A 24,879-nucleotide genomic window follows, 5' to 3' on the forward strand; every position below is an offset into this window, starting at 1 on the left:
CCTCCCGCGAACCCCGTAATCGGACGCCCACAACACGGCGTCGCCACGGCGCCGGATGCGCGGGTGTAGCTCAGTCGGTTAGAGTGCCGGCCTGTCACGCCGGAGGTCGCGGGTTCGAGCCCCGTCACTCGCGCCATTGTTTTCAGTGATTTAGCAGAAGTCTTTGACGCAAAGGCTGGAATGCCTTTCTCCGGCGCGCCAGCAAGCCCCGTGTTTCGATCCAACGCCTACTAAGCGAACCCAGCATATCCGCGAGCCACAGGTTTCACTGAAATGATCGGGGAAACCTCGGGCCACAGGATGCCCGCCGTCTCTGCGAACTGCACGAAGGCCTCCCGCGCCGCTTCGGGCGATATCTCTCCGGCCCGTGCCGCCGCACATGCCTTGGCTGCCGCCCCATAGCTCATCCGGCGCTGGGAAGGCGGCCATTCGGTCAGGAACTCATGCATGTCGCTCAGCGAGCGGATGTCACGCCTATGGCAACCCATTATCGCAACCGCGACGGGGGTGATGGACGACAAGTCGAGCATCGTGGCCTCTCGGATTTTGTTGGTGCGAAGGCCGACGCCAGTCGGCCTCCGATGGGGAACACCCGGGAACGCGCCGGAGCAACTTTGGTTGCACGCGGCGGCCTGACCCGCACGTCAGGCCGGCACGCCGCCTCGGCCTTCCCGGGGTGCCGTCATCCACGGCATGACGGGCGTCTCGTTTTCGAGGATTTTCGTCATGCGCGCCCAGCCCTCAAAGGCCTTGCGCGCGGCGTCGAGTGGATAGTGGCCGTCCCAGGCCGCACAGCAGGCACGCCGCGCGGTTTCGTAGATCGTCCCGCGCCGGTTCTCCGGCCAGTCTTCGAGAAAGTAGAGGGCGTCCTGCAGATCGGCGATCTCCTGGACGAGGTAGGTTCCGTTTCGAACGTAAATGGGGCGGTCGAAACGCTTGTCGGGCATCACGTCCTCCAGTCTTTACAGCGTCTGTTGAAACAGCAAACCGGCCGAAGGTGCGCAGCGCACCGGCCGGCGGCACAAGATTTGAGAACGGCTGCACCGACTTTCAAGAGGCAGAAACCACACAGCTTTTCGCTGTTAATTGGACGTCCCGCACACTCGCTCGCTGTCCAGGACGCCGCCGGCTCCGGTAGCCCCTATGCGGCGATCAAGTTCGCCTTGATGTCGCCGGCCTACGCCTATCGGAGGCGGCTTTCGTGGTGATGTGAGGCGGCCGAACGCGGCCATCGCTTGCAGCATCGAGCCTTGCCGTTCGACTGCACCGGCCACACCGCCGGAATGCGTCCGCAAGGCGAACCTCAAACGAAAACGGGGCAATGCCGCTGGCATCGCCCCGTTCGAAGTCCGGGTTGGCAGATAGGCTACTTGATCTTCGCCACGCCGCCAGAAATCTCGATCGTTTCCGTGCCGGTCAGCGCCTCGCGGTCGCCGTTGGGCAGGGTGACGAAGCAGCCGGAGCTGCAGAATTCGACCGTCTCGCCGGCGGCCAGCGACAGTTCGGACCTGCTGCCGCCCTCGGTGACGATCAGCGTGCGCGGCTCGGCGTCGAGATTGACGGCGCTGGCCGCATGCGCCGCGTTGCCCAGGGTCAGAAGGCAGGCAGCTGCGACGACAAGATGCTTCATGGCTTTCCGGTGTTTCCACCGCCTCTGTGCAGGTCCGGGGCACTCCGCCCCTTTCGTGAACAGTCTATAAGGGAGCGAAGCTGAACGCCAACTGAATGACGCATTCATGCCATATTTGCCCCGCCGTCGTCCTCGGTCGGGTCCGGCTTGCTGCGCCGCCGCCGGCGCCCGGCGGGCTTCAGCCTTTCCGCCTCGCGCCGCTTGAGCTCGTCCGCCAGCTCGGCCTCGGCCTTCTCGTCGTCTTCGGGCCAGCGCGGCTTGGGCGTCAGGTCGGGCGGCACCTGCGCCGGAACCGCGATCGGGATGCCCTCGCGCTGGAACGCCTCCAGAATGGCGAAGCGCAGGTCGTTCTGCACGCCGCCGCCATTGGTGACATCGGCCAGAAACACCCGCATCTCGAAATTCATCGAAGTCGGCGCAAAGGCGGTGAAGGCGACGAACGGCTCGGGGTTCTTCAGCACCAGCGGATGGCCGGCGGCCAGGTCGAGCAGCAGCGCATGCGCCTTGCGCGCGTCCACGCCGAAGGCGACGGCAACAGGGATGTCGACGCGCCCCAGCTTGTTGCGGTGCGTCCAGTTGCCGACCGCGCCGTTGATCAGCTCGGAGTTGGGCAGGATGACGGTCTGGCGCTGGAACGTCTCGATCTCGGTGGCGCGCACGGAAATCTTCTTGACGGTGCCCGACACCGCGCCGGCCACCACCCAGTCGCCTGCCTTGAACGGCCGCTCGGCCAGCAGGATCAGGCCCGACACGAAGTTCGACACGACGTTCTGCAGGCCGAAGCCGATGCCGAGCGACAGGCCGCCGGCGATCAGCGCAAGGTTGGAGAAGTCGATGCCGGCAGCGGACAGGCCGATCAGCCCCGCCACCGCCAGGCCGGCATAGCCGACAACCGTGCGGATCGAGTTGCGCACGCCGGTGTCGACGCGGCCGCGCGCCATCACCGAGCCGTCCAGCCAGCCCTGGAACCAGCGCGTCAGGATGAAGCCGAGGGCGAAGACCAGCAGGCCCCAGAGGATGCCGGTCAGCGAAAGGGTGAAGGAGCCGATCTGGATACCGGTGGCGATCCGGTACATCCAGGCCACGATGTCGGCCGGCTGAAAACCCCACTGAAACAGGATCAGCGGCAGGCCGACGACCACCACGACGACGTTGATGAGGATGCTGACCACCAGGCTGACCTGGTCCAGCGCCGCGTCGTCCAGCTTGAACCAGCGCTGGAAGCGCTGCCCCATCGCCGTACCGGAAAAGGCGCCCTCCTCCGAAACCGCGCGCGACGACAGGAAGCCGATATACATGGTCGCCAGCACCGCGCCGGTCCACACCACCTGCTGCGAGATGAAACGGGCAAGGCCGATATAGCCGAGCAGGGCGGCGACGATCGTCATCAGCCCGACGGCATAGAGGGTGAAGCGCACCGTCGGCGGCCAGGCACGCGGGCGCCCGTCATCGCCGACGAAAGGACGCACCAGCCCGCTCATGACGACGAGCAGGCCGATCAGCACCGTCGCCACCAGGGCTTCGCCCACCGTCAGCGACACCGGTGCGTTCAGGGTCTCGTAGACGACGCTGAGCAGGAAATCCAAGCCGCTGAAGGCGGCCATCGCCGACATGATCCACAGGAGCTTGGACGCGGCGTTCGACTGGACGGGGATCAGCCGCCACTCCGGCAGCCGCGGCGACAGGACGGCGCTGCCCAGCCGGTGCACGAAGAACACCAGGCCGATCACGCCGAACAGCGCCGCCAGCATCGGCCGGATGTCGCCGCGCAGGACCTGGAAATAGTCGAAGAAGAAAAAGGTGGCGCCGAGGAAAACCCAGAGCGCGGCCGAGGGCAGCAGCGTCGACCAGAACGCCACCGACAGCCGGCTGAGGTAGCTCGGCTCCTGCCGGTCGGGATCGGGCTCGATGAGATGGCCGAACATGCGCCGGCCGCCGAGCAGAAGCACGGCGGCGGCAGCAAGAGCCAGGAGCGTGGCGCCGAGCACCGAGCTCAGCTTGAAGTTGGTGACGAAGCGCAGCCACGCCGACACAGAGCGATAGACGCTGCCGCTGGTCTCGTGAAAGGCGCCTGATACCTCGCTCATCAGCGTCCAGTTGATGTCGTAGCGCCGCGTCAGCAGGCGGGAGAACAGGTCGCGGCGTATCTCGGTGATGCGCGTGATCAGGTTGTTGACGCGGATCGACAGATCCTCGGCGGTGCCGAGCGTGGCGTTGATCTCGGCCTTTTCGGCGGTGAGCGACTGCCGCTCGGCGGTCACGATTTCCGATTCGGGCGGGGCGCCGTCCGCCGGCGGCGGACCAAGCCGCTCGATCCGGTCGTTGATCTCGGCCAGGCGCGGACGGAAGGCGACGCTGCTGTCGATCAGGTCGCGCGCGACCTCCTCGAGTTGCAGCCTGATCTCGACCAGCCGCACGTCGTCCTCGGCGTTGGCGTCGATGCGCTTCTCGAGGTCGTTGGTGCTCTTGGCCAGCCCATCGATGGCGGCGCGCTGCTGGCTCACCAGCGAGGAACCCGGCGCGGCCGGCTGCTGGGCCGTCGCCACGGCAGGCGCCAGCGCCACAAGCACGGCGAGCAGCAAGGCAAGACAGGATCGGAGAATGGTTCTCGGCATGTCGGAGCTGGAAGCCGGTCCGAAAAATGGCGTGCGCATCGTGGCCGAGTGATAAAGCGCCACCGCCTGCGCGGCAAGCCGAGGCCGTCCCGATCCGTTCATGCGGCGCGAGCGCCTGCCCGCGGCCACAGGCCAGGCCGCAAGCCTCGACCCGCGTCCCGGTCCTTCAGGGATGGAAGGTCACCCATTCCTCGAGCGGCGCCCGCTCGGTCCTGAGGTCGTTCTCCGGTTTGGACGTGTCCTCGTAGCCGAGCGCCATGCCGCACACCACGACTTCCTCCGGGGTGATGCCGAGCACCGGCCGTATCTGGTTGTGATAGGGCGCGAAGGCTGCCTGCGGACAGGTGTGCAGTCCCCTGCCCCGCGCCGCGATCATGATGTTCTCGAGGAACATGCCGTAATCGACCCACGAGCCCTTGTTGAGGCGGCGGTCGATGGTGAAGATCATGCCGATCGGCGCGTCGAAGAAGATGAAGTTGCGGTCGTGCTGCTCGCGCATGCGCTCGACCTCGCGCCGGGCGATGCCGAGATGGCCGTAGAGGTCGAAGCCGACCTTGCGGCGGCGCGACAGATAGGGCTCGAAAAACTGGTCGGGATAGTAGCGGTATTCGTCCCACACGGCCTTCTCGGCGCGGACGCCGGAATTGAGGATGGCGTCGGCGATCCTCCGTTTGGTCTCGCCCTGGGTGACATAGACCCGCCATGGCTGCATGTTGGTGCCCGAGGGGGCACGCGCCGCCACCTCCAATATGTCGCGGATCACCGTTTCGTCGACCGGCGTCGGCAGGAAGGCACGCACCGAGCGCCGCGACAGAATCGCCTCGTCGACAATGGCCGCTTCGTCGAAGTCTCCGGTCTTGTTGTCCGGTGCCAGCATGCGTGGTCCTTTCCTCACCGCGCGGTACAGGCGCTCCCTCCATCGCAGCCCGACCCAGCGTTTGCACGACACCGCCCGATCGCGCAAGCGGAACGTCAAGGATATGAAATCGTACTTGATTTTTTCATGACAGTATCGTGTATGAAATTTCTGAGGATTTTTTCATGAACGCACCCTTCGAAGCGGCACCGCAGGGCGGCTCCATGCTGGCGCGCGACATCCGCGCCCTGCGCAAGGCGCGCGGCATGACGCTTGCCGACATCGCGGCGCGGCTCGACCGGTCGGTGGGCTGGCTGTCGCAGGTCGAGCGCGGGCTGTCGCAGCCGTCGCTCGGCGATCTGCGCGCACTGGCGAACGTCTTCTCCGTGCCGCTCGGCCTTTTCTTCGCCCATGACGCCCCACGCCCCGAGGAGCGCGGCGTGATCGTGCGGGCCGGCTCGCGCCGGGCGCTTGGCACAAGCGAATCAGGCCTGGTGGAGGAGCTTCTGTCGCCCGATCTCGGCGGTAGTTTCGAGCTGATCCGCTCGGAGTTCGCGCCCGGGGCGGAGCTTGTGGAGGAGGCGCGCCGCGACACCGAGGAGGCAGGCTATGTCGTCTGCGGCCGCTTCGACATCGAGATCGGCGGCACCTGGCACAGTCTCGGCGAAGGCGACAGTTTTCGCTTCAGGGGAAAACCCTTCCGCTGGCGCAACCCGGGCAGCGTGCCCGCGGTCGTCATCTGGGCGGTGTCGCCGCCGGTATATTGAGATCAGCGATGCTTGACCAGCAGACGGACCAAACCACCCGCTTCGATCCCAGGAGCCAAGCCGATGCCTGACCTCCCCTCCCACGCCCGCGTGGTCATCATCGGCGGCGGCGCCGTCGGCGTCTCGGCGCTTTACCACCTCGCCAAGGCCGGCTGGACCGATTGCGTGCTCCTGGAAAAGAACGAGCTCACCTCCGGCTCGACGTGGCATGCCGCCGGCAACGTGCCGACCTTCTCCTCCTCCTGGTCGCTGATGAACATGCAGCGTTATTCCGCCTCGCTTTATCGCGGCCTGGCGGACGAAGTCGGCTACCCCCTGAACTACCACGTCACCGGCTCGCTGCGGCTGGCGCATGGGCGCGAGCGCATGCGCGAGTTCCAGCGTGCAAAAGGCATGGGCCGCTACCAGGGCATGGAAATAGACGTGGTCGGCCCCGACGAGATCAAGGCGCGCTACCCCTTCATCGAGACGCACGATCTCGCCGGCGCGCTCTACGATCCGAATGACGGCGACATCGATCCCGCCCAGCTTACCCAGGCGCTGGCCAAGGGCGCGCGCGACATGGGCCAGAAGATCGTTCGCTTCTGCCCGGTCGCCGGCGCCCGCCGTGAAAACGGCGAGTGGGTGATCTCCACCGCACAGGGCGACATACGCTCGGAATACGTCGTCAACGCCGCCGGCTACCGCGCGCAGGAGGTCGGAAAGATGTTCGGCCGTGACGTGCCGATGATGGTGATGAGCCACCAGTACATATTGTTCGAGGAGATCCCCGAACTCGCCGCCTGGACGAAGGAAAACGGCAAGAAACTGCCGCTGCTGCGCGACGTCGACACGTCCTATTACCTGCGCCAGGAAAAAGGCGGCATGAACCTCGGCCCCTACGAGAGGAACTGCCGGGCGCACTGGGCCGGCCACAACGACCCGATGCCTGACGATTTTTCGTTCCAGCTCTTTCCCGACGACCTCGACCGGCTGGAATGGTATTTGAACGACGCCATCGCCCGCGTGCCGATCCTCGGCACGGCCGGCCTGTCGAAAGTCATCAACGGCCCGATCCCCTACGCGCCGGACGGCAATCCGCTGATCGGCCCGATGCCCGGCGTTCCCAACGCCTTCGAGGCCTGCGTCTTCACCTTCGGCATCGCCCAGGCCGGCGGCGCCGGAAAAGTTTTGGCCGAATGGGTGACCGAAGGCCAAACCGAATGGGACATGTGGTCCTGCGACCCGCGCCGCTTCACCGCCTTCGCCGCCGACAAGGATTATTGCGTCGCCAAGGGGCTCGAAATCTACGGCAACGAATACGCCATCCATTTTCCGCGCCACGCCTGGCCGGCGGGCCGGGACCAAAAGCTGTCGCCGATCCATGACCGCATCGCGGCGCTCGGCGCCCAGTTCAACGCCTATAACGGCTGGGAGCGCGCCACCTGGTACGCGAAACCCGGCGACGACGTGTCGGAGGAATCCACCCAGACCTTCGACCGCGCCGGCCCGTGGGAAAGGCGCATTCGCGAGGAATGCCTGGCGGTGCGCGACGCCGCCGGCATCCTCGACCTGCCGGGCTTCTCGCGCTTCCGCCTGCAAGGTTCCGGCGCGCGCGACTGGCTGTCCGGCCTGATCATCGGCACGGTGCCGAAACCCGGCCGCATCGGCCTTGCCTATTTCGCCGACGACAAGGGCCGCATCGTCACCGAAATGTCGATCATGGCGCTGGACGAGGATTTTTTCTTCCTGATCACCGCCGCGGTCGCTCAGAGCCACGACTTCGAGTGGCTGACGAAGAGTTTGCCGCAACCTCATGAGATGACGCTGGCCGACGTCACCGAGAAATTTTCCTGCCAGATTCTCTCCGGCCCCAAATCGCGAAAAATTCTCGCCGAACTCACCGACGCCGACCTGGCAAAACCCTGGCTGTCGCACCAGTCCTGCCAGATCGCCGGCCGCTGGCTGCAACTGGTGCGCGTCTCCTTTGCAGGCGAACTCGGCTGGGAGCTGCACACCAAGGTCGAGGACACGCCGGCCGTCTTCGATGCCGTCTGGGCCGCCGGCCAGAAGCACGGGCTGAAACCCTTCGGCATGTTCGCGCTGGATTCGCTCCGGCTGGAAAAGGGCTACCGCGCCTGGAAGGGCGACCTGTCGACCGACTATTCGGTGCTGCAAGGCGGGCTTGAGCGTTTCGTCAAATGGGACAAGCCGGAATTCACCGGCCGGGCCGCCCTGCTCAACGAGAAGCAGCAGGGTGTGACGAAAAAATTCGTGACGCTGACGCTGGACGATCCCGGCCCCTGCGACGCGCCCACCATGTCCACCCTCTGGCACGACGGAAAAATCGTCGGCGAGACGACCTCGGGAGGCTGGGGCTATCGCGTGGAAAAATCGATCGCGCTGGGCATGCTGCGCGCCGATCTGGCCGTTCCCGGCACGAAGGTCGAGGTGGAGATTTTCGGCGACCGCTTTTCCGCCACGGTCCAACAGGACAAGCCGCTGTGGGACACCGACAATCTGAGGATTCGAGCGTAAAAATGACCCTGCCCTTTCCCGACCGCGCCTTTGGCGCCTTCCTGTTCGACATGGACGGCACGCTGCTGAGCTCCATCGCCGCCGCCGAGCGCGTCTGGGCGGCCTGGGCGACGCGCCACGGCCTCGACGTCGCCGCCTTCCTGCCGACCATCCACGGCGTGCGCGCCGTCGAGACCATTCGTGCCCTCGACCTGCCTGGCATCGACCTCCATGCCGAGGTCGCCGCCCTCACCCAGGCCGAACTCGACGACGTCGACGGCATCGAATCGATCGCCGGTGCCGCCGCCTTCCTGGCCGCACTGCCAGCAGACCGCTGGGCGATCGTCACCTCGGCGCCGCGCCAGCTGGCGATCCGCCGGCTGGAGGCTGCCGGCATTCCGCTGCCGCCGCTGATGGTGGCAGGCGAGGACGTGACCAACGGCAAGCCGGCGCCCGATTGCTTCCTGCTTGCCGCCGAACGGCTCGGGCAGAAGCCGCAGGACTGCCTCGTCTTCGAGGACGCGCCCGCCGGCATCCGCGCCGCCGAGGCGGCCGGGGCGCGGGTGGTGGTCATCACCGCCACGCATTCGCACCGCTTCGAGACCGCGCATCCGACGATCCCGGGCTATGCGGCACTGGCGCCGCTGACCGACGCCGCGGGACGGCTGACGATCTCCGGCCTTGCTGGCCGGGCGGCGCAGGGTGCCTGACATGCCAAAACCCTCGTCCCGTATCACCGGTATCATTCCCTCCGGCAGGGATGGCTGGGAGCTGCATTTCGCCGCCATGAACCGCAAGCAGGCGGGCGAGCCGGTCATCATGCTGTCGGTCGGCGACCACGATTTCGACACGCCGACGGAGACGGTGGAGGCCTGCGTGGAGGCGGTGCGCGGCGGTTTCCACCACTACACGCAGCTTCCCGGCATACCCGGCCTCCGCGCCGCCATGGCAAAGGTCTCGACCGAGGCGACCGGCGTGCCGACGAGCGTCGACCAGGTCATAGCGACGCCGGGCGGGCAGGCCGCGCTCTATTCGGCCGTGCAGGCCGTGCTCGACTCCGGCACCCACGCCATCGTCGTGGCGCCGTACTACGCCACCTACCCCGGCACGTTCCGCGCCGCCGGGGCGGACTTCACCGTGGTCGAGACGCATGCCGAGACCGGTTTCCAGCCGCAGCCGGCGACGATCGAGGCGGCGGTCAGGGAAAACACCCGCGCCATCCTCATCAACACGCCAAATAATCCGACCGGCGCCATCTACTCGAGAAAATCGCTGGAAGGCATCGCCGACATCTGCCGCCGCCACGATCTCTGGCTGCTGTCGGACGAGGTCTACTGGACGCTGGGCGGCGGCGGGCATGTCTCGCCGCGTTCGCTCCCGGGCATGGCCGAGCGCACGCTGGTCATCAACTCCATGTCGAAGAGCCACGGCATGACCGGCTGGCGCATCGGCTGGCTCACAGGGCCGGCCGAGCTCATCCGGCTCGCCATCGATTTGAACCTCGTCACCACCTATGGCCTGACCGACTTCGTCTCGCGCGCCGCCACGCAGGCGCTGGAAAACCGCTTCGGCGTGGCCGACATCGCCGCCCGCTACGCCGCCCGGCGGAAGACGTTCCTGACGGAGATGGCCGGCCTCAACCGCATCACCGTGCGCGGCTCAGAGGGCGGCATGTACGTCATGCTCGACGTGCGCGACGTCGAGCCCGACTGCGAGGCATTCGCCTGGGCGTTGCTCGACGCCGAAAAGGTCGCGGTCATGCCTGGCTCTTCCTTCGGCGACGCCGCCGCCGGCCATATCCGCATCACCCTCTGCCAGCCCGAACCCGTGCTTGCCGACGCCGCCGCTCGGCTGAAGCGCTTCGTCGCGAACTATCGAAAGAAAGCGGCGTGATGTCCCAAAAGTTACCCCCACCCCTTACCCCTCCCCACAAGGGGGAGGGGGGCGCCAACGTCGCAGAATCCCCCTCCCCCTTGTGGGGAGGGGTAAGGGGTGGGGGTAACGTCGCTCCAAGGAAAGCATTCGGGGAGCGACCCGCATGACCACCCTTCCGCAAAAGGCCCGCGTGGTCATCATCGGCGGCGGCGTCGCCGGCTGCTCGATGGCCTATCATCTGGCGAAGCTCGGCTGGACCGACATCCTGCTGCTCGAGCGCAAGCAGCTGACCTCCGGCACCACCTGGCATGCCGCCGGGCTGATCGGCCAGTTGCGCGCCACCGCCAACATGACGCGCCTCGCCAAATACACGGCCGACCTCTACGTCAGGCTTGAAGAGGAGACGGGCGTCGCCACCGGCATGCGCCAGTGCGGCTCGATCTCGGTGGCGCTGACGGCGGAGCGCAAGGAAGAGCTCTACCGCAACGCCTCGATGGCCCGCGCCCGCGGTGTCGACGTCGAGGAGATCTCGCCGGCCGAGGCAAAGGCCCGTTATCCGCATCTGGAGATCGGCGACGTCGTCGGCGCCGTCTACATCCCCAAGGATGGCCAGGGAGACCCGGCCAACATCACCCAGGCGCTAGCCAAGGGCGCACGCATGCTCGGCGCGAAGATCGTCGAGCAGGCCAAGGTCACCGCCGTCCACCAGGACAAGGGCTGCGTCACCGGCGTCACCGCGGTTGTCGACGGCGAGGCCACCACGATCGCCTGCGAGCACGTCGTCAACTGCGCCGGCATGTGGGCGCACGGCGTCGGCGCCATGGCCGGCGTGCCGGTGCCGCTGCATGCCTGCGAGCATTTTTACATCGTCACCGAGCCGATCCCCGACCTCGGCCGGCTGCCCGTTCTGCGCGTGCCGGACGAGTGCGCCTACTACAAGGAGGACGCCGGAAAAATCCTGCTCGGCGCCTTCGAGCCGGTGGCGAAGCCCTGGGGCATGGACGGCATTCCGGAGGATTTCTGCTTCGACCAGTTGCCGGAGGATTTCGACCATTTCGAGCCGATCCTCGAAAAGGCGGTGAAGCGCTTTCCGCTGCTTGCCGAGACCGGCATCCACACCTTCTTCAACGGTCCCGAGAGTTTTACCCCCGACGACCGCTACTACCTCGGCGAGGCGCCGCAACTGCGCAATTTCTGGGTCGCCTGCGGTTTCAACTCCATCGGCATCCAGTCCTCAGGCGGCGCCGGCATGGCGCTGGCGCAATGGATGCAGGACGGCGAGCCGCCCTTCGACCTGTGGGACGTCGACATCCGCCGCGTCCAGCCGTTCCAGGCCAACAGGACCTATCTCTACCGCCGCTCCGTCGAGACGCTCGGCCTGCTCTATGCCGACCATTTCCCCTATCGCCAGATGGCGTCCGCGCGCGGTATCAGACGCTCGCCGCTGCATGAACACCTGAAGGCGCGCAGCGCCGTCTTCGGCGAGACCGCCGGCTGGGAGCGCGCCAACTGGTTCGCGAGGCAAGGCCAGGAGCGCGAATACCGCTATTCGTGGAAACGCCAGAACTGGTTCGACAACCAGCGCGACGAGCACCTCGCCGTGCGCAACAACGTCGGCCTGTTCGACATGACTTCGTTCGGAAAGATCCGCATCGAGGGCCGCGACGCGCTGTCCTTCCTGCAAAAGCTCTGCGCCAACGACATGGACGTGCCGGCGGGAAAAATCGTCTACACGCAGATGCTCAACGAGCGTGGCGGTATCGAAAGCGACCTGACCGTCAGCCGCCTGTCGGAAACCGCCTTCCTGGCAGTTGTACCGGGCGCGACCTTGCAGCGCGACCTCGCCTGGCTGCGCCGCCACCTCGCCGACGAGTTCGTGGTCATCACCGACGTGACGGCGGGCGAAAGCGTGCTCTGCCTGATGGGGCCGCGCGCGCGCGACGTGATCCAGAAAGTCAGCCCGAACGATTTTTCGAACGAAAGAAATCCGTTCGGCACCTGGCAGAACATCGAGATCGGCATGGGCGAGGCGCGCGCCCACCGCGTCACCTATGTCGGCGAACTCGGCTGGGAGCTTTACGTCTCCACCGACCAGGCCGCCCATGTCTTCGAGGCGATCGAGCAGGCCGGCGCGGATTTAGGGCTAAAACTCTGCGGCCTGCACACGCTGGATTCCTGCCGTATCGAAAAGGCGTTCCGGCATTTCGGCCACGACATCACCGACGAGGACCATGTGCTGGAGGCCGGTCTGAGCTTCGCGGTGAAGACCTCGAAACCCGACTTCATCGGCCGCGACGCCGTGCTGCGCAAGAAGGAGGCCGGGCTGGAGCGCCGCATGGTGCAGTTCCGCCTGACCGACCCGCAGCCGCTCGTCTTCCACAACGAGGCGATCGTGCGCGACGGAACGATCGTCGGCACGATCACGTCAGGCAATTACGGCCACCACCTCGGCGGCGCCATCGGCATGGGTTATGTGCCCTGCCCCGGCGAGGCCGAGACGGAGGTTCTGGCTTCGTCCTACGCGATCGAGATCGCCGGAGAACGGTTTGCGGCGGAGGCTTCGCTGAGGCCGATGTACGATCCGAAGGCGGAGCGGGTGCGGATGTGAGGCTGCCGTTTCCTGCCGGCCGCCCCTGCCCCGCGGCGACCTACGGGCCGGCGCGGCGATAGAGCGCCAGCGATCCCGCAAGCGCCAACAAGGCACCGCCGCAGAGCCGGTCGAGCCAGCGCGTGACCGATCCCTTCAGGACCCGCGCCGCCTGCGCGCCGAGCAGCGCGTACCCTGACATGACCAGAAAATCGACAGTGGCGAAGACCAGCGCCAGCGCGACGTACTGCGAAAACTGCGGCGCCGCCGGATCGACGAATTGCGGCAGGAAGGCCGAGAAGAACAGGTAGCCCTTGGGATTCGTCACCGCGACCAGGAAACATTTGGCGAACAGCGAGCGCGCCGACGCCTTGCCGGCGGCAGCCGCCTCGCCCTGCAAGCTGCCGAGCGTCCCGCTCGATCGCAGCATCATGATGCCGAGGAAGGCGAGATAGGCGACGCCGACCCACTTCACCACCGAGAACCAGAACTCCGAGGCCGCCAGCAGCGCGCCAAGCCCCAGCCCGACGGCGCCGATCAGCACGAAGTCGGACAGCACGGCACCGGCCATGCCCGGCAGCGCCGAGCGCACGCCGAAACGCGAACCGTTGGAGAAGGCGAGCAGCACCGTCGGCCCCGGCGTGGCGATGCCGATGAAGGCGACCAGGGCGAAGGCGGCGAGCGTCAGGTCGGGCATGGCGGCGGTCGCTCCGGAGCTTGAACGACAGGAATGGAAGCAGGTTCGCGGCGAAGGGGCAAGGGTGTCGAAGGCGAGGCTCCACGAACCCGGGCGGACGCCGGCTCATACGACTCTGGGCCAGCCGCGGAAAACACCGATCCAGACCGCCTGCCGCTGTGGATCGCCGGCACAAGCTCTCCTATCGTCACCCCGTCCGTGGCGGCGGGCGGGCGAAGCGGAGGAGCAAGCAAGTGTATGGGTGGAACAACAGGACCATGGCCGGCCCGCGCGAGCGAGCGGCACATCGGTGCGGCGGCGCTGCTGGCGGCAACCGTCGTGATCGTGTCTGCGAGCCAGGGTGCCGCGGCGGCCGAACCGTATCCGCATGCGCAGGAGCCAATCGGCACGGTGGAACAGGTCTATGACGGCGCGCTGACGCCGGATCTGGCCGTCAGCACGTTCCGCAACATCGATCGGCTGTTCCCGACGCGCAGGATCGCACGCGGCGAGACGTCGAGCCCGCTTGAGAAGGCCGACAAGCAGTTGACCGACGTCGCGTTCACGCAGGGCGACAAGACATACGACCTCGTCGATTATCTGGCGCTCAACAGCATAACCGGCCTGCTGGTGCTCAAGGACGGCAGGATCGCGCTGGAGCTTTACCAGCGCGGCAACAGCGAAAAGACCAAATGGATGTCGATGTCGATCGCCAAGTCGATCACCTCGACGCTGATCGGCGCGGCGATCCGGGACGGCCATATCGGCAGCCTCTCCGATCCGGTGGTCAAATACGTGCCGAGGCTCGCCGGCAGCGCCTATGAAGGCGCCTCGGTGCGCGACATCCTGATGATGTCGTCGGGCGTGAAGTGGAACGAGACCTACACCGATCCGGCATCCGATCGGCGCGAGTTGTTGAGGGCGCAGATTTCGCAGCAGCCGGGCGCCGCGCTCGAGGTCATGCGCAAGCTGCCGAGGGCGGCCGAACCCGGCACGCAGAACACCTACAGCACCGGCGAGACGCAGGTCGCAGGCGAGATCGTCCGGGGTGCCGTCGGCAAGCCGGCAGCCGACTATCTGTCGGAGAAGATCTGGAGCAAGGTCGGCATGGAGCAGGACGCCAGCTGGTGGCTGGATTCGCCCGACGGCGCCGAGATCGGCGGCAGCGGCATCAGCGCCACCTTGCGCGACTACGGCCGCTTCGGGCTGTTCTTCCTCGATGGCGGCATCGTCGACGGCCAGCCGCTGCTGCCGGACGGCTGGACCATCGAGGCCGGCAGCCCGACGACGCTCGAGGACGGCAAGCCGCTCGACTACGGCTACATGTGGTGGCCGGCCTGGACGGAAGCATCGAAGGCCGACGGCGCCTTCGCGGCGATCGGCATCTTCGGCCAGTACATCTACATCAACCCGGCCGAGAAGGTGGTGATCGTCACCTTCGGCGCGCAGTCGAAGCCGACCGATGCGGCCCCGATCGACGACATGGTGTTCTTCGATGCGGTGACGGAGGCGCTGAAATAGCCTCCGTCGCGGCGCATATCACCCCTCGCCCGACGGCCCCTTGATGGCGCTGCGCCAGACTTCCTTGTGGATGATGTCGGCCACTTTAGCCCGGCCTGTTTCGGGCTCCCTTCACGTGAAGGCGTCGGGCATGGAGTTCTTCTTCCCGGCGATGAAGTCCGTCAAGGCCTCGTCGATGGCCGGGTCGAGATACGGCGCCTCGTAGCTCTCCAGCCAGCGACGGGCCAGCTCGTTGGCGCGCTGCGAGGCGCTCTTCTCGCCTTCCGCCTGCCACTGCTCGTAGGAATTGTTGTCGGCGATGGACGAGCGGTAGAAGGCGGTCTGGAAGTTGGCCTGCGTGTGGTCGCAGCCGAGATAGTGGCTGCCCGGCCCGACCTGGCGGATGGCCTCCATCGCCTGGCCGTTCTCGCTGAGATCGACGCCCTCGGCGAATTTCTGGCTCATGCCGAGCTGGTCGACGTCCATCATGAACTTTTCGTAGCAGGAGGCGAGCCCGCCCTCGAGCCAGCCGGCCGAATGCAGCACGAAATTGGTGCCGGCCAGGATGGTCGAGTTCAGCGTGTTGGCGCTCTCATAGGCGGCCTGCGCATCCGGAATCTTGGAGGCGCAGAGCGAGCCGCCGGTGCGGAATGGCAGGCCGAGCCGCCGGGCGAGCTGCGCGGCGCCGTAGGACACCAGCGACGGTTCCGGCGTTCCGAAGGTCGGCGCGCCCGACTGCATGGAGATCGACGAGGCGAAGGTGCCGAACAGCACCGGCGCGCCGGGCCGGATCAGCTGGGTGAAGGCAGCACCCGCCAGCACCTCGGCCAGCACCTGCGTCAGGGTGCCGGCCACCGTCACCGGGCTCATCGCGCCGGCCAGGATGAAGGGGGTGACGATGCAGGCCTGGTTGTGCCGCGCATAGACTTTCAGCGCGCCCAGCATGGTCTCGTCGAACACCATCGGCGAATTGGCGTTGATGAGGCTGGTCAGCACCGTGTTGTTCTCGACGAAGTCGTCGCCGAACACGATCTTGGCCATCGCCACCGTGTCCTCGGCGCGCTCGGGCGCGGTCACCGAGCCCATGAACGGCTTGTCGGAATATTTGATGTGGCTGTAGACCATGTCGAGGTGGCGCTTGTTCACCGGCACGTCGACCGGCTCGCATACCGTGCCGCCCGAATGATGGATCGACGGCGCCATGTAGGCGAGTTTCACGAAATTGCGGAAATCCTCGATCGTGGCGTAGCGCCGGTTGCCGTCGAGGTCGCGCACGAAGGGCGGGCCGTAGACGGGCGCGAACACCGTGCCCTTGCCGCCGATCTCGACCGAACGGGCCGGGTTGCGGGCATGCTGGGTGTAGACCGGCGGCGCCGTCTTCAGCAACGACCGCGGCAGGCCCTTGGGAAAGCGCACGCGCTCGCCCTTGATGTCGGCGCCGGCTTCCTTCCACAGCGCCAAGGCCTCGGCGTCGTCGCGGAACTCGATGCCGATCTCCTGCAGCACCGTGTCGGCATTGGCTTCGATCAGGGCGAGACCTTCCTCGCCCAGCACCTCGTAGAGCGGGATCTGGCGCTTGATGTAGGTGAGCTGCGTGCCGGGCCCGCCGCCGGAACGCGCCGCTCGCCTGGCGGCCGCGCCGCCGCCACGATCCGCCCTGCCCCTCCGGCCGCCGCCGGCCTCCTGCTCGACCGCCACGTTGTCGCTCATGATCGTCTTCCCTAGAATCCGTACCCTGCCGGCTTGCGCCGTGCGCTTTGGCAGATCGTAGCCAAGCACCTAGGCCGAAACGGCCCGGCAGCGCCAAGCCCTGTCGCAAAACGGACAAGCGCGGCGCTGCCCGACCAGCGGCCCATTTCGACGCCGTCCGGCGATGCGCCCGCACGCAAACTGCGCCGCTTGCCTAGGGACAAGCGGTGCAGTCGGGAATGCGGGAGACCGAAGCGCGGTCGGGGCGGAAAAACTAGTCCCGCCCCGCCGCCGCGTCGGCGCTCCACGGGCCGGGCCCGGCCGCGGCGATGTAGAGGAAGACGAAGCAGAACAGCATCGCCGCCTCGCCGCCGTTGAGCACGGGGAAGAAGCCCTGGCCGGCATGCCCCATGAAATAGGCGACCGCCATCTGGCCCGACAGGATGAAGGCGACCGGCCGCGTGAACAGGCCGACGATCAGCAGCAGCCCGCCGACGATCTCGAGGATGGCTGCCACGTAGAGGAGACCGTTGAGCGGATAGGGGAACGGCGCCGGCCAGCCGAGCAGCTTCATCGTGCCGTGCGTCAGGAACGTCGCAGCCGCGAGGATGCGCAAAATGCTGAGAATATGCGGCGCCCAGGGGCGAAGAAATGACAATTGCATCTTGGGATGTCTCCTCATGATCGATTCCCGAATCGAACCATAAGGTTACCGCTTCCGCAGGCAAGCAGGCACTTTCAGGTGCCCGCACCTCGATTCGCTGCGATCCGCCTTCCTCCCGCCTTCCGCCGGGCGGAACTAACGCCGCTCGAAGCGGTATGGCTGGCCGTTGTCAACCGAGATGAAGCGGAAGCCGGCGATGGCGCCGTCCTTGTCGACCTCGAACTGGGCGATGCCGATCGGCGTCGGCCCTATATTGGCGGCGATGCCGGCGAACCGGCCTTCCGGCACGAGGCTGACGCTGAACGCCCAGCCGTCGCCGGCCTCGAGCGTCAGCTTCGCGCCCGTCTCCAGTTCGACGACCAGCCCGGCGCCGTCCTGCGCCACCGCGGCCTTGCCGAAGCTCGGACTGTCGTAGTCGCCGGCGAGCGAGGCCAGCGCCGCCGCGGGTCGAGCGGGCGATGCCTCGGTGGTTTTCTCGTCTGCCGCGAATGCCGCCTGCGCCGCCTTCAGCCGCTCCGCCACATGGTCGACCTCGGGGTTGCCCAGCAGGCGGTCGAGCGTCCACGCACCGATCGCATCCGGCAGGCCGACATTGGTCTCGTTGGTGAGCACGATGACGCCGACGTCTTTGTCCGGCGCCGTCCCGATATAGGCGCCGAAGGCGGTCGTGCCGCCATTGTGCCAGACGACCCGGCCGTTCGGCGTGCTCTGCAAGACCCAGCCCATCGCATAGGAGACCGTGTCCGACATGCCGATGCGCGGCGTCTTGGTGACGGCGAGGTTCTTCGCAGAAACCAGTTCCCTGCCCTCGAAGGTGCCGTTCGCGAGATGCAGGCGCACCCAGGGCGCAAGATTCTCGATGGTCGAGTTGATCGACCCGGCCGCGCCGAAGCCGTAGGGGAAGATCGGCGTGAACGGCACTTCGACCGTGCCCTCGGGCGCCCAGCGATAACCCTCGGCGTGGTTGGGCGCGGCCTCGATCGCCTCCGCCGTGAAGGAAGAATCCGCCATGCCGAGCGGCTCGAAGATCTCGGTGCGCACCACCGTCTCCCAGTCCGGCGCGCCGAGCTGCCGGGCGACGATGCGCTGCGCCAGCATGTGGGTGACGTTTGTGTAGGCGAAGGTCGAGCGGAAGCTGGAGACCGGCTCGACATGCCGCATGGCGTGCACCATGCCGGCCTGGTCGACGCCCAGCATGCCCATCACGTCGTTGGCCGAAGGCGGCATGCCGGAACGCTGCGCCAGCAGGTCGAAGACGCGGAACTCGCTGCTGACCCAGGGATCCTTCATCTGGAAGTCGCTGTCCAGGTCGACGACCCGCGCGCCCCAGGCGAGCTTGTCCCGGTCGGCGGCGATCGCCATGGTGGTGGCGAGAAAAGCTTTTGTGGTCGAGCCGATCTGGAACACGGTTTTGGTGTCGACCGGCGCGCCACCCTTGCTGCGCACGCCAAACCCCTGGGCGAGCACGAGCCGGTCGCTGGTGACGATGCCGATGGCCAGGCCGGGATTGTCGAACGCTTTCATGCCCTGGTCGATATAGGCCCAGAGCGCCGGGACAAGCTCCTCGATACGCCGCTCCATCGCCTCGTCGGCGCTGGCGACCGGCGCCGCGCCGAGCGCGCACATTGCACCCAGCGCCAGGACCAGAAGCTTCTGGCGGAGGCCTGTTGCCGCCATCGCAAGGCCGTCTGTTCCGATCATGCTGTCCCCCCTGGCCCGCCGGGCGCCTTCACAAGGCCGCCGGGCGATCAAGGCGCCAAGCCTCTTGCCGGCGCAGCGCGCTGACAAGGGCTCGCGTGTTCTCTCGCGGTAAAGTTTCGCGATTGGTTATCGAAACGTAACCGGAAGCCGGTCCGTCAATGGCCCCCGAAAAGACCAGCGTCTTCACGGGCAGCAGCAGCGCCTGGATTCTCAATATGATGGCATGCACGACGCCGACGGCGTCGATCGCATGCAGCGCGAGCCAGGTTCCCGTGCCCAGGCCGGGCGCCGCCAGCCTGTCGTGGTTGTTGGTGTAGGCGGTATGTGGGAGGGTCGTAAAAGGCCGGACCGGACGGCGGCGCCGACCGCAACCAATCCCGGTCGCTTTCGTTTTGCAGCGCGTCGCAAATCAGCTAAGGGTTTGCGGCTCCCGCACGATAGAAATCAACGTCGCCGAGGCGGCCGGCATTATGCGCCGAATGCATCCATGGAGCCCCGAAGACCATGTCCGACGACGAGATCATCCTGTCCGAGCTTTCCGACGAAGAACTCGTGCAGCAGATGCATGACGACCTCTATGACGGCCTGAAGGAGGAGATCGAGGAAGGCACGAACATCCTGCTCGAGCGCGGCTGGATGCCTTATGCGGTGCTCACCGAGGCGCTGGTCGAGGGCATGCGCATCGTCGGCGAGGATTTTCGCGACGGCATCCTGTTCGTGCCGGAAGTGCTCTTGTCCGCCAATGCGATGAAGGCCGGCATGTTCATCCTGCGCCCGCTGCTCGCCGCCACCGGCGCGCCCAAGCAGGGCAAGATGGTGATCGGCACGGTCAAGGGCGACATCCACGACATCGGCAAGAATCTCGTCGGCATGATGATGGAGGGCGCCGGCTTCGACGTCATCGATCTCGGCATCAACAACCCGGTCGAAAAATACCTGGACGCGCTGGAGCAGCACAAGCCGGACATCATCGGCATGTCGGCGCTGCTCACCACCACCATGCCCTACATGAAGGTGGTCATCGACACGATGAAGGAGAAGGGCATCCGCGACGACTACATCGTGCTGGTCGGCGGCGCCCCGCTCAACGAGGAATTCGGCAAGGCGGTCGGTGCCGACGCCTACTGCCGCGACGCGGCGGTGGCCGTCGAGACAGCCAAGGAACTGGTCAAGCGCAAGCACAACGTGCGCGCCTCTGCCTGAAGGCGGCGTCCGTGCACGGCAATAAAAAAGCCCCGCTCGCCGGGGCTTTTTCGTATCGATCCGGCCGAGCTTACTCGACCGTGTCCTCGACCGCCTTGACGGTGCCCTTGATGTCCTTGCCGGCGCCGCGGACGGTGTTGGCGCAGGCGGATACGGCGACCGCACAGGCCAGCAGGACGGCGAGCGATGCGATACGAGACGGTGTCATGGAAGCGGGTTCCCTCTTGTGCCAGGACTGTTAGAATAAACAATTGAAGTGCAAAGAAGTTCCATGGACGACGCGCAGAGCCGGAAGGCCGAAGAGGCCGAGCGAGTCCTGATCATCGCCTGCGGGATGCTGGCGCGCGAGGTGCTCGCGGTCAAGAGCCGGCTTGCGTGCGACCACATCGATCTCACCTGCCTGCCGGCCGAGTACCATTTCCGGCCGGACCGCATCGCCCCGGAGATGGACAAGGCGATCGCCAGGGCAAAGGCGGAAGGCTACCGCAACATCTTCGTCGGCTATGCCGATTGCGGGACCGGCGGCATGCTCGATAAGATTGTCGAGAAGCACGGCGTCGAGCGCATGGCCGGACCGCATTGCTTCGCCTTCTACCAGGGGCTCGACGCCTTCGAGCGGCAAGGCGACGCCGACATGCTCGCCTTCTACATGACCGACTTCCTGTGCCGCCATTTCGACAGTTTTTTCATGAAGCCGCTCGGGCTCGACCGCCATCCGGAGCTGATCGAGGATTTCTTCGGCAATTACGAGAAACTGGTCTACCTCGCCCAGACCGACGATCCGGCGCTCGACAGAGTGGCGGAGGATGCCGCGAAACTGCTCGGGCTCGCTTATGAGCGTCGCTTCACCGGCTATGGCGATCTCGTGCCGGCGCTGGCGAACCTGCCGGCTTAGGTCGGGGCCGTTTCCCCGGCCAGCCGATCGAGAACAGCGCGAAAATCGGTACGGCAACGGAAGCCGAGCACGCGTTCGGCAAGTCCGGCGTCGTAGACGCGGTCGATCGACCGGAACATCGTCCAGCCGCGCCGGGCGTAGAGGCGCGGAAAGTCGGGAAAGTAGCGCTCGACCACCGACGGCGCGTCGGCGATCAGAGCTTCGCAGTCGCTGCGGGAAAAAGGCGTCGGCGCCGAGACGATGAAGGTGCCGAAGCCGAGCGCCGGCGCCCTCTGCAGCGCCAGGACATGCGCCTCCGCCGCATCTTCGACGGTGAGCCGGCGGAACAGGAATTCGTTCGCCTTGGTGTTGTCGTCCGACTGCTCGATCGCATGCGCCATGTCGTCGGCCTCCGGGAAGAAGCGGGCCGTGCGCAGGATGATCACCGGCAGCCCGTGCATCTGGTGATGCAGCCGGCACAGATGCTCGGCGGAAAGCTTGGTCACGCCATAGATGTTGCGCGGCATCGGGCAGAGCTCCTCAGTGATCCACTCGGCGCGAGCCGCACCGCGTGCGACGCCGGCGCGGATGCGCTCGGAGATCATAAGCGAGGTGGTGGAGGTCATGACGAAACGGTCGACGCCGCTGGCGATCGCTTCCTCCAGCAGATTGGCGGTGCCGACGACGTTCACGTCGAGGAAGGCCATCCGGTCGTTGCGCTCGATATCGGGCTTGTGCAGGGCGCCGCCGTGGACGATCGCCTCGATGCGGTTCTCCCGGATGACGCGGCGGACGAGATCGCGATCGGCGATGGAGCCGACCACCTGCGTCCATCCGGACGGCGCGGGGTCAAGGCCGATCACCTCGTGGCCGAGCGACGCAAGGCGGGGCGCCAGGGTCCGACCGAGCCAGCCGGATGATCCGGTGAGCAGGATGCGCATGTGAGTCTCGCCCTTGTTCCAACAGCGACAACGCGTCTAGCACTGGCCAGCGAAAGCTGGGAACGAATAAGATATGCACGTCGTGGTATTTCGGAGAGGCCGATGCGACGGCAAGCGCCTTCGCGCCAAGGGACCGGATCTGGCTTCCCGACTTGTCGAAACCCCTGGAGTGACATCCGACGATGTACAGAATTTTCATGGCCGCCTTCGGCCTTGCCCTGCTCTCGGCCCTGCCCGCCTTCGCCACCGGCGAGATCGTGTCGCTGATCACCGCGGCCGACCGCAAGCGGCTCGACGGCTACGACGCGACCCGGCGACAGGCGATCGAGGAAGCGCGTAGGGCCGACGCCGCCGACATCGCGACATTCGAGGCGCTGCTGGCGAAGCCGGCGGTCTCCTTCCAGGATTTCGACATGGTCGGCGACTGGCAGTGCCGCACCATCAAGGCCGGCGGCCCGGCCAGGCTCGTGATCTATGGCTGGTTCAAGTGCCGCGTCAGGGACGACGGCTCGGGCTGGCAACTGGAAAAGCTCAGCGGCTCGCAGCGAACGCTCGGCCGCTTCTTCGACGATGGCGACCGGCGGCTGACCTATCTCGGTTCCGGCTATATCGCCGGCAACAAGCCGAAGCCCTATGGCTCCGGCCCGGAAACGGACCAGGCGGGTTATGCGTTCCGCACCGCCCCCGGCGAATGGCGCATCGAGTTTCCCGCCCCCGCCTACGAATCGAAGCTCGATGTTCTGGAGTTCAAGCGATAGCCTGCATCGGCGGACAGCACGGCGGGGCCGCGGGACGGCGTCCGACGGCCGGTCCCTTTGCAAGCCGGCATCCCGCACCCACATAGGGCGCCTGAACAAGGCGCGTCATCAAGGCTTAACCTGCGGCAGGGCACATTGCCGGAGAGCCGGGAAATGCAAGGAACGGCATGAGAACGGACATGGAGGGCTTCGACGCGGGCCACACCGGCGGCGCGCCCCGGCGCAAGCCGCGTCGGCTGTCGCTGCTGTTCGCCCGGCTCGCCGCCGAAGCCGATGGCCGCATCACCGTGGCGGAGATCGTCGACGCGCTTGGCGACCGCAGCTTCGCCGCCCTGCTCGTGCTGTTCGCCGCCCTCAACCTGCTGCCGCTGCCGCCCGGCAGCTCGGCGGTGCTCGGCGTGCCCCTGCTGATCGTCGCCGCCCAGCTCATGTATGGCAGCAAGCGCGCCTGGCTGCCGCGCTTCGTCGCCGAAAAGTCGGTGCCGGCCGAGCAGTTCCGCAGCCTGATGAACCGGCTGGTACCGCGCCTGGTATGGCTGGAGAAATTTGTGCGGCCGCGCTACTGGCCGTTCTGGCGCCGCCGTGGCGACCGCATCATCGGCGTGATGTCCTTCCTGCTGGCGGTCGTCGTCACCCTGCCGATCCCGCTCGGCAACTGGCTGCCAGCTTTCGCCATCGCCCTGCTCGGGCTGGCGCTGTCGGAGCGCGACGGCCTGATGTTCGCCGCCGGCAGCGCCGTCAGCATCGCCGCCGCTCTGGTCATCACCTTCGTCATCGGCGCAGCCGGCGTGGCGACCCAGGCGGCGCTCGGCTGGATGTTCTGAAGCCACGTTGCGGCGAATTTTTCGAATCGAGGAGGATCGGCGCCGCGGGGCAGCGGCGAAGCGCATTCGCGACCAGGGAAAACCAGCCTATTTCAAGAGGTTGCTGGAGCGGGTGAAGGGAATCGAACCCTCGTATTCAGCTTGGAAGGCTGCTGCTCTACCATTGAGCTACACCCGCGCCGATATCACCCTACAGCATTTTCCGGCGGTGGTGGAGGGGGTTGGATTCGAACCAACGTAGGCAAAGCCAACGGATTTACAGTCCGTCCCCTTTAACCACTCGGGCACCCCTCCGACCGTCCGGAGCCTAGCTGCGAGGCTTCCGCGGCACCCGGAGCACGTACCCCGAAACCGCGATGCGCCTTATGGCGGCAAGGCGATGCGGTGTCAACCGACGACGCAGCCACAAGTTCACGCTTCGCCGCTTTTTGGGCAGGCCGGTGTACCCGGCCGGTTCGTAGGCCCAATCAGGCTCGCAGCGGCAGTTCGCGCAGCGGATCGCCGCCGTCGATGAAGAGCCGGCCGGTCGGCGTCAGCGCGGCGGCAATGCGCCGGCGCGCCAGCTCGCCGGCGCGTGGATGCCGGCCGTCGAGCGCGCCGACGCGAACGGCGAAGGCAAGGTCGTAACGCGCTTCGCCGGGCAGCAATTCGAGCTCCTCGGCCGCCACCTGCCGCAGGCTGAGCCGGCCGTCGGCGATCTCTGCGGCGCAGGCGGCCCGTGCCTGGCTGATCGCCTTGGCGGAACGATCGATCGCCAGCACATGGCCTCCGCCGATTCGGGCGGCGACCGCCCTTGCCGCGGCACCCGGCCCGCAGCCGATCTCCAGCACCCGCATGCCCGGCTCGAGCGGCAAGGCATCGACGATGGCCGCCAGCCGCGGCGAAAGATCGCTCGTCATCGGAATCGGTATCCTGAAGCAGGTCAATCGCGACACGCTTTAGTGTCAAGCATTAAGCTCATCATGATCTGAGAACATATCAGCTTGCGAGCCTGCCTTTGGGAAAGCGATGTCCAGATGCCGTTTGAACGAACGCCAGTCCTTTGAGATTCGCATAATGGGCAGGATTTGAAGAATGTGGTCTCGGAGGTCCGGCTGTCCGACTTCATGGGAGAGAAATTGGTGATGCTTGAACTTCCGCCTCTTGGAGTCCTCTTGCGTTGGATTTATACCCCGACTCCCTGGAGACCCGAAGAACGGCGTTGACGTTGGGGCCGCGTGCGA

General features: G+C 66.4%; 22 protein-coding genes and 3 tRNA genes. 11 read left to right on the forward strand and 14 right to left on the reverse strand.

All coding sequences use genetic code 11. From position 1 onward, the window contains the following. Positions 1–59: 59 nt before the first annotated feature. Positions 60–136: transfer RNA gene (locus AC5JDC_RS17500), tRNA-Asp, on the forward strand. Positions 137–230: 94 nt separating this feature from the next. Here the strand turns inward: AC5JDC_RS17500 and AC5JDC_RS17505 are convergent. The 5 genes from AC5JDC_RS17505 to AC5JDC_RS17525 form a co-directional block, all read right to left on the reverse strand. Then, positions 231–530, reverse strand: a complete 300-nt coding sequence (locus tag AC5JDC_RS17505; RefSeq protein WP_495843145.1) for a DUF982 domain-containing protein — start codon at positions 528–530, stop codon at positions 231–233. 114 nt (positions 531–644) lie between these two features. Then, positions 645–947 carry a DUF982 domain-containing protein gene (locus AC5JDC_RS17510; RefSeq protein WP_106774689.1) on the reverse strand — a complete coding sequence of 101 codons (303 nt, stop codon included), beginning with the start codon at positions 945–947 and terminating at the stop codon, positions 645–647. Between the two features lie 419 nt (positions 948–1,366). Then, on the reverse strand, positions 1,367–1,630 hold the full coding sequence (locus tag AC5JDC_RS17515) for a hypothetical protein (protein ID WP_106774688.1): 264 nt from the start codon (positions 1,628–1,630) through the stop codon (positions 1,367–1,369). Positions 1,631–1,734: 104 nt separating this feature from the next. After that, on the reverse strand, positions 1,735–4,245 hold the full coding sequence (locus AC5JDC_RS17520; RefSeq protein ID WP_495843173.1) for a mechanosensitive ion channel family protein: 2,511 nt from the start codon (positions 4,243–4,245) through the stop codon (positions 1,735–1,737). A gap of 166 nt (positions 4,246–4,411) precedes the next feature. Beyond that, positions 4,412–5,122: a nitroreductase gene (locus AC5JDC_RS17525; RefSeq protein WP_495843148.1), complete on the reverse strand. Its 711-nt coding sequence runs from the start codon at positions 5,120–5,122 to the stop codon at positions 4,412–4,414. A 164-nt stretch (positions 5,123–5,286) separates the two neighbouring features. Between AC5JDC_RS17525 and AC5JDC_RS17530 the strand changes: the two genes are divergently transcribed. From AC5JDC_RS17530 to AC5JDC_RS17550, 5 genes are all read left to right on the forward strand, one after another. Next, positions 5,287–5,868: a helix-turn-helix domain-containing protein gene (locus AC5JDC_RS17530; protein WP_495843150.1), complete on the forward strand. Its 582-nt coding sequence runs from the start codon at positions 5,287–5,289 to the stop codon at positions 5,866–5,868. A 63-nt stretch (positions 5,869–5,931) separates the two neighbouring features. Further along, positions 5,932–8,385 carry a GcvT family protein gene (locus tag AC5JDC_RS17535; RefSeq protein WP_495843152.1) on the forward strand — a complete coding sequence of 818 codons (2,454 nt, stop codon included), beginning with the start codon at positions 5,932–5,934 and terminating at the stop codon, positions 8,383–8,385. 2 nt (positions 8,386–8,387) lie between these two features. Then, positions 8,388–9,074 carry an HAD-IA family hydrolase gene (locus AC5JDC_RS17540; RefSeq protein WP_495843153.1) on the forward strand — a complete coding sequence of 229 codons (687 nt, stop codon included), beginning with the start codon at positions 8,388–8,390 and terminating at the stop codon, positions 9,072–9,074. Position 9,075: 1 nt separating this feature from the next. Continuing rightward, the gene (locus AC5JDC_RS17545) at positions 9,076–10,257 is read left to right on the forward strand and encodes a pyridoxal phosphate-dependent aminotransferase (protein ID WP_495843155.1); all 1,182 of its coding nucleotides are present in this window, start codon (positions 9,076–9,078) and stop codon (positions 10,255–10,257) included. A gap of 145 nt (positions 10,258–10,402) precedes the next feature. Beyond that, a complete protein-coding gene (locus tag AC5JDC_RS17550; protein WP_495843157.1) occupies positions 10,403–12,847 on the forward strand; it encodes a GcvT family protein in 2,445 nt (814 codons plus the stop codon). A gap of 40 nt (positions 12,848–12,887) precedes the next feature. On the opposite strand, the gene AC5JDC_RS17555 is transcribed toward AC5JDC_RS17550, so the two are convergent. Further along, the gene (locus AC5JDC_RS17555) at positions 12,888–13,523 is read right to left on the reverse strand and encodes a LysE family translocator (protein WP_106774682.1); all 636 of its coding nucleotides are present in this window, start codon (positions 13,521–13,523) and stop codon (positions 12,888–12,890) included. 237 nt (positions 13,524–13,760) lie between these two features. On the opposite strand from AC5JDC_RS17555, the gene AC5JDC_RS17560 reads away from it, so the two are divergent. After that, on the forward strand, positions 13,761–15,023 hold the full coding sequence (locus tag AC5JDC_RS17560; protein ID WP_495843160.1) for a serine hydrolase domain-containing protein: 1,263 nt from the start codon (positions 13,761–13,763) through the stop codon (positions 15,021–15,023). 111 nt (positions 15,024–15,134) lie between these two features. On the opposite strand, the gene AC5JDC_RS17565 is transcribed toward AC5JDC_RS17560, so the two are convergent. The 3 genes from AC5JDC_RS17565 to AC5JDC_RS17575 form a co-directional block, all read right to left on the reverse strand. Beyond that, positions 15,135–16,712: a trimethylamine methyltransferase family protein gene (locus tag AC5JDC_RS17565; RefSeq protein ID WP_106774680.1), complete on the reverse strand. Its 1,578-nt coding sequence runs from the start codon at positions 16,710–16,712 to the stop codon at positions 15,135–15,137. A gap of 253 nt (positions 16,713–16,965) precedes the next feature. After that, a complete protein-coding gene (locus AC5JDC_RS17570) occupies positions 16,966–17,355 on the reverse strand; it encodes a DoxX family protein (RefSeq protein ID WP_106774679.1) in 390 nt (129 codons plus the stop codon). A 135-nt stretch (positions 17,356–17,490) separates the two neighbouring features. Beyond that, the gene (locus AC5JDC_RS17575; RefSeq protein ID WP_495843162.1) at positions 17,491–19,056 is read right to left on the reverse strand and encodes a serine hydrolase domain-containing protein; all 1,566 of its coding nucleotides are present in this window, start codon (positions 19,054–19,056) and stop codon (positions 17,491–17,493) included. 504 nt (positions 19,057–19,560) lie between these two features. Between AC5JDC_RS17575 and AC5JDC_RS17580 the strand changes: the two genes are divergently transcribed. Continuing rightward, on the forward strand, positions 19,561–20,259 hold the full coding sequence (locus AC5JDC_RS17580; protein ID WP_106774677.1) for a corrinoid protein: 699 nt from the start codon (positions 19,561–19,563) through the stop codon (positions 20,257–20,259). Positions 20,260–20,329: 70 nt separating this feature from the next. On the opposite strand, the gene AC5JDC_RS17585 is transcribed toward AC5JDC_RS17580, so the two are convergent. Continuing rightward, positions 20,330–20,467: an entericidin A/B family lipoprotein gene (locus AC5JDC_RS17585; RefSeq protein WP_106774676.1), complete on the reverse strand. Its 138-nt coding sequence runs from the start codon at positions 20,465–20,467 to the stop codon at positions 20,330–20,332. 63 nt (positions 20,468–20,530) lie between these two features. Between AC5JDC_RS17585 and AC5JDC_RS17590 the strand changes: the two genes are divergently transcribed. Next, positions 20,531–21,154 carry a DUF1638 domain-containing protein gene (locus tag AC5JDC_RS17590; RefSeq protein WP_495843164.1) on the forward strand — a complete coding sequence of 208 codons (624 nt, stop codon included), beginning with the start codon at positions 20,531–20,533 and terminating at the stop codon, positions 21,152–21,154. Here the strand turns inward: AC5JDC_RS17590 and AC5JDC_RS17595 are convergent. Then, on the reverse strand, positions 21,151–22,074 hold the full coding sequence (locus tag AC5JDC_RS17595; protein ID WP_495843166.1) for an NAD-dependent epimerase/dehydratase family protein: 924 nt from the start codon (positions 22,072–22,074) through the stop codon (positions 21,151–21,153). The two genes, AC5JDC_RS17590 and AC5JDC_RS17595, sit on opposite strands and share 4 nt — an antisense overlap. A gap of 182 nt (positions 22,075–22,256) precedes the next feature. Between AC5JDC_RS17595 and AC5JDC_RS17600 the strand changes: the two genes are divergently transcribed. Then, positions 22,257–22,832, forward strand: a complete 576-nt coding sequence (locus tag AC5JDC_RS17600; RefSeq protein WP_495843167.1) for a DUF4893 domain-containing protein — start codon at positions 22,257–22,259, stop codon at positions 22,830–22,832. 167 nt (positions 22,833–22,999) lie between these two features. Next, a complete protein-coding gene (locus AC5JDC_RS17605; RefSeq protein ID WP_495843169.1) occupies positions 23,000–23,656 on the forward strand; it encodes an exopolysaccharide biosynthesis protein in 657 nt (218 codons plus the stop codon). A gap of 104 nt (positions 23,657–23,760) precedes the next feature. On the opposite strand, the gene AC5JDC_RS17610 is transcribed toward AC5JDC_RS17605, so the two are convergent. From AC5JDC_RS17610 to AC5JDC_RS17620, 3 genes are all read right to left on the reverse strand, one after another. Further along, positions 23,761–23,834 (reverse strand) — tRNA-Gly (locus AC5JDC_RS17610). A 31-nt stretch (positions 23,835–23,865) separates the two neighbouring features. Continuing rightward, a tRNA-Tyr gene (locus AC5JDC_RS17615) sits at positions 23,866–23,950 on the reverse strand. Between the two features lie 173 nt (positions 23,951–24,123). Then, entirely contained in the window at positions 24,124–24,555 is a 432-nt protein-coding gene (locus AC5JDC_RS17620) for an SAM-dependent methyltransferase (protein WP_106774671.1), read from the reverse strand. Between the last annotated feature and the right edge of the window lie 324 nt (positions 24,556–24,879).

This window comes from Kumtagia sp., from assembly GCF_059502445.1.